The following is a 2,176-nucleotide window of genomic DNA, read 5'->3' as shown; positions in this document are numbered from 1 at the left end:
CCGCCGTGTTCCAGACCGGCGACCAGACCCGTCGCGTGGCGATCCCTTGAGCTGAGGACACGACATGAAGCCAGCCATCATCCTTTCCGCGCTTCTGCTCGCGTCTGCCCAGTTGCCCGCCGGGGCGCAGCAGCCGGCCACGGCTCCCGCCGGCAATGCGCACAGTCAGGAGCGCTCGCTGATCGCCCACGCCCTGGACGACCGGGTGACAAGCGAATGGGGCCTGCAACCGCAGGAGTGGGCGCGCTACCGCGAACTGATGGACGGGCCGCTGGGCATCTACTCGCCCAACCTGGACCCGCTGTCCGCCCTGGGCATCGAGGCGCGCACCGACGAGGAACGGCACCGCTACGCCGAGCTGCAGGTGCAGGTCGAAGCGCGCCGCGTCGAGAAGCTGCTCGCCTACCAACGTGCCTACGACGAGGCCTGGCAGCGCCTGAATCCCGGCATGCAGCGGGTGAACCTGCCTGACGACAAGCCCGGCGCCGCCACAAGCGCCAACCCCTTGCGCGGTTCAGGCCGCACGGCAGTATTCGTCAAGGACGGCTGCGCGGCCTGCGGGCAACTCGTGCAGCGCCTGCAATCCTCCGGCACCGAGTTCGACCTGTACATGGTCGGCAGCCGCCAGGACGACACGCGCATCCGCGACTGGGCCAAGCGTGCGAACGTCGATCCGGCGCGCGTGCGCAGCGGTGGCATCACGCTCAACCATGATGGCGGGCGGTGGCTGTCGCTGAGCTTGCCCGGAGACCTTCCAGCAGTCGTGCGCGAGGTGAACGGTCAATGGCAGCGCCAGCCGTAGCGGCCACCTCCGTTTCGCAGTGCTTGCGCGCACTGGTGATCGCGGCGGGCCTGTGCGCCTGCGCCGCCCATGCCCAGGAGCTTCCGCCACCGGCTTACCAGCTTGCCGCACAGCGCGCGGGCATCCCCTCGTCGGTGCTCTACGCCGTGGCCTTGCAAGAGAGCGGCATCCGACGCAATGGACGCATCGTCCCGTGGCCGTGGTCGCTCAACGTCGCCGGTCAGTCTCACCGCTTCGCCACCCGTGCCGACGCCTGCGCCGGTTTGCAGCAGGCGATGCGCTCCACGTCGCACACGCGCATCGACGCGGGCCTGGGTCAGATCAACCTCGGCTACCACCAGCAGCGCTACGCCAGCCCGTGCGACCTGCTCGACCCATACAGCAACCTCGCCATCGCCGCTGAAATCCTGAAGGAGCAGCACACCACTGGCGAGGACTGGTTACTGGCAATCGGTCGCTACCACCGTCCTGCGGGCGGAGAGCCTGCCGCCCGCTATCGGCGCAGCGTGTCGCGCCACCTTGCCCGTGTGCAGGGCACGCGCCCAATCGCTGCGGCCCTCGCCGCGCACCTGGAGACATCCCCATGACGAAGTTCCCTCTGGCCAACCTCACACTGAAGTGCCTGCTCGTGCTGCTGGCGGCTCTGCCGCTGGCCTCGCGTGCCGGAGAGCCGCTGATTGTGGTCGAAGACCGTGGCGGCACGTCGGCGCTGCCGTACTACGAGGCTCTGAACCTTCAGCCGCGCGCCGATGCCCCGGCCCGACCGCCCATCCCGATGCTCCCGGTGCCCGCCACGCCCATGGACGAGGCCGCGATGTTGCCGGTGCGCAGTGCCAAGCTCACGCCTGGCACCGTCGCGCGGCGGGTGATCGAGGCACCGGGCCTGCGGCCTTTCGTGGTCGTCGGCGACGACGCGGCGTCCCACGCCTGGCTGCGCAGCCAGGCAACATCGCTGCGCGAGCGCGGCGCGGTGGGTCTGGTGGTTAACGTCGAGACCGTGCAGGGCCTGGCACGGCTGCGCACCCTGGTGCCCGGCATGCCCCTTGCGCCTGTGGCCGGCGACGACCTGGCCGAGCGCCTGGGTCTGCGGCATTACCCGGTGCTGATCACAGCCACCGGCATCGAGCAATGAAGCCATGTCGGGGAAACAGCCGGTCGAGGTTTTGCTGCGCCCAGCGGTGGAGTTCTATACCGTCGCGGCGTGTGCAGGCGCCGCGTTTCTGTCCCTGGTGGCCCCGTGGTCGCTCGCGCTGAGCCCCGCAATGGGCGTCGGCAGTGCGCTGGCGTTCTGCGCCTACGGTGCCATTCGCTACCGCGATGCCCGCGTCATCCTGCGCTACCGGCGTAACATTCGCCGCTTGCCGCGCTACGTGA

At 69.6% G+C, this 2,176-nt stretch carries 3 protein-coding genes and 1 pseudogene; all 4 read left to right on the top strand.

Translation table 11 applies throughout. The annotated features are described in order from the left end of the window. Positions 1-64 precede the first annotated feature (64 nt). Positions 65-802, top strand: coding sequence for a TIGR03759 family integrating conjugative element protein (locus H0484_RS14975; RefSeq protein ID WP_106685112.1), 738 nt, complete (start codon positions 65-67; stop codon positions 800-802). Next, positions 784-1,389 (top strand): transglycosylase SLT domain-containing protein, encoded by a 606-nt coding sequence (locus H0484_RS14970; RefSeq protein ID WP_014603601.1) that lies wholly within the window; start codon positions 784-786, stop codon positions 1,387-1,389. Before H0484_RS14975 ends, H0484_RS14970 begins: the two co-directional genes overlap by 19 nt. Then, entirely contained in the window at positions 1,386-1,934 is a 549-nt protein-coding gene (locus tag H0484_RS14965; protein WP_008266518.1) for an integrating conjugative element protein, read from the top strand. Before H0484_RS14970 ends, H0484_RS14965 begins: the two co-directional genes overlap by 4 nt. A 4-nt stretch (positions 1,935-1,938) precedes the next feature. Continuing rightward, positions 1,939-2,176: pseudogene (locus H0484_RS14960) on the top strand (type IV conjugative transfer system coupling protein TraD); the annotation flags it as partial.

The organism is Mesopusillimonas faecipullorum (assembly GCF_020539505.1).
In the GTDB taxonomy this organism is placed as follows: domain Bacteria; phylum Pseudomonadota; class Gammaproteobacteria; order Burkholderiales; family Burkholderiaceae_B; genus Mesopusillimonas; species Mesopusillimonas faecipullorum.
Note: the sequence above shows the minus strand (reverse complement) of the source record. Positions and strands in the feature narration are given on the sequence as shown.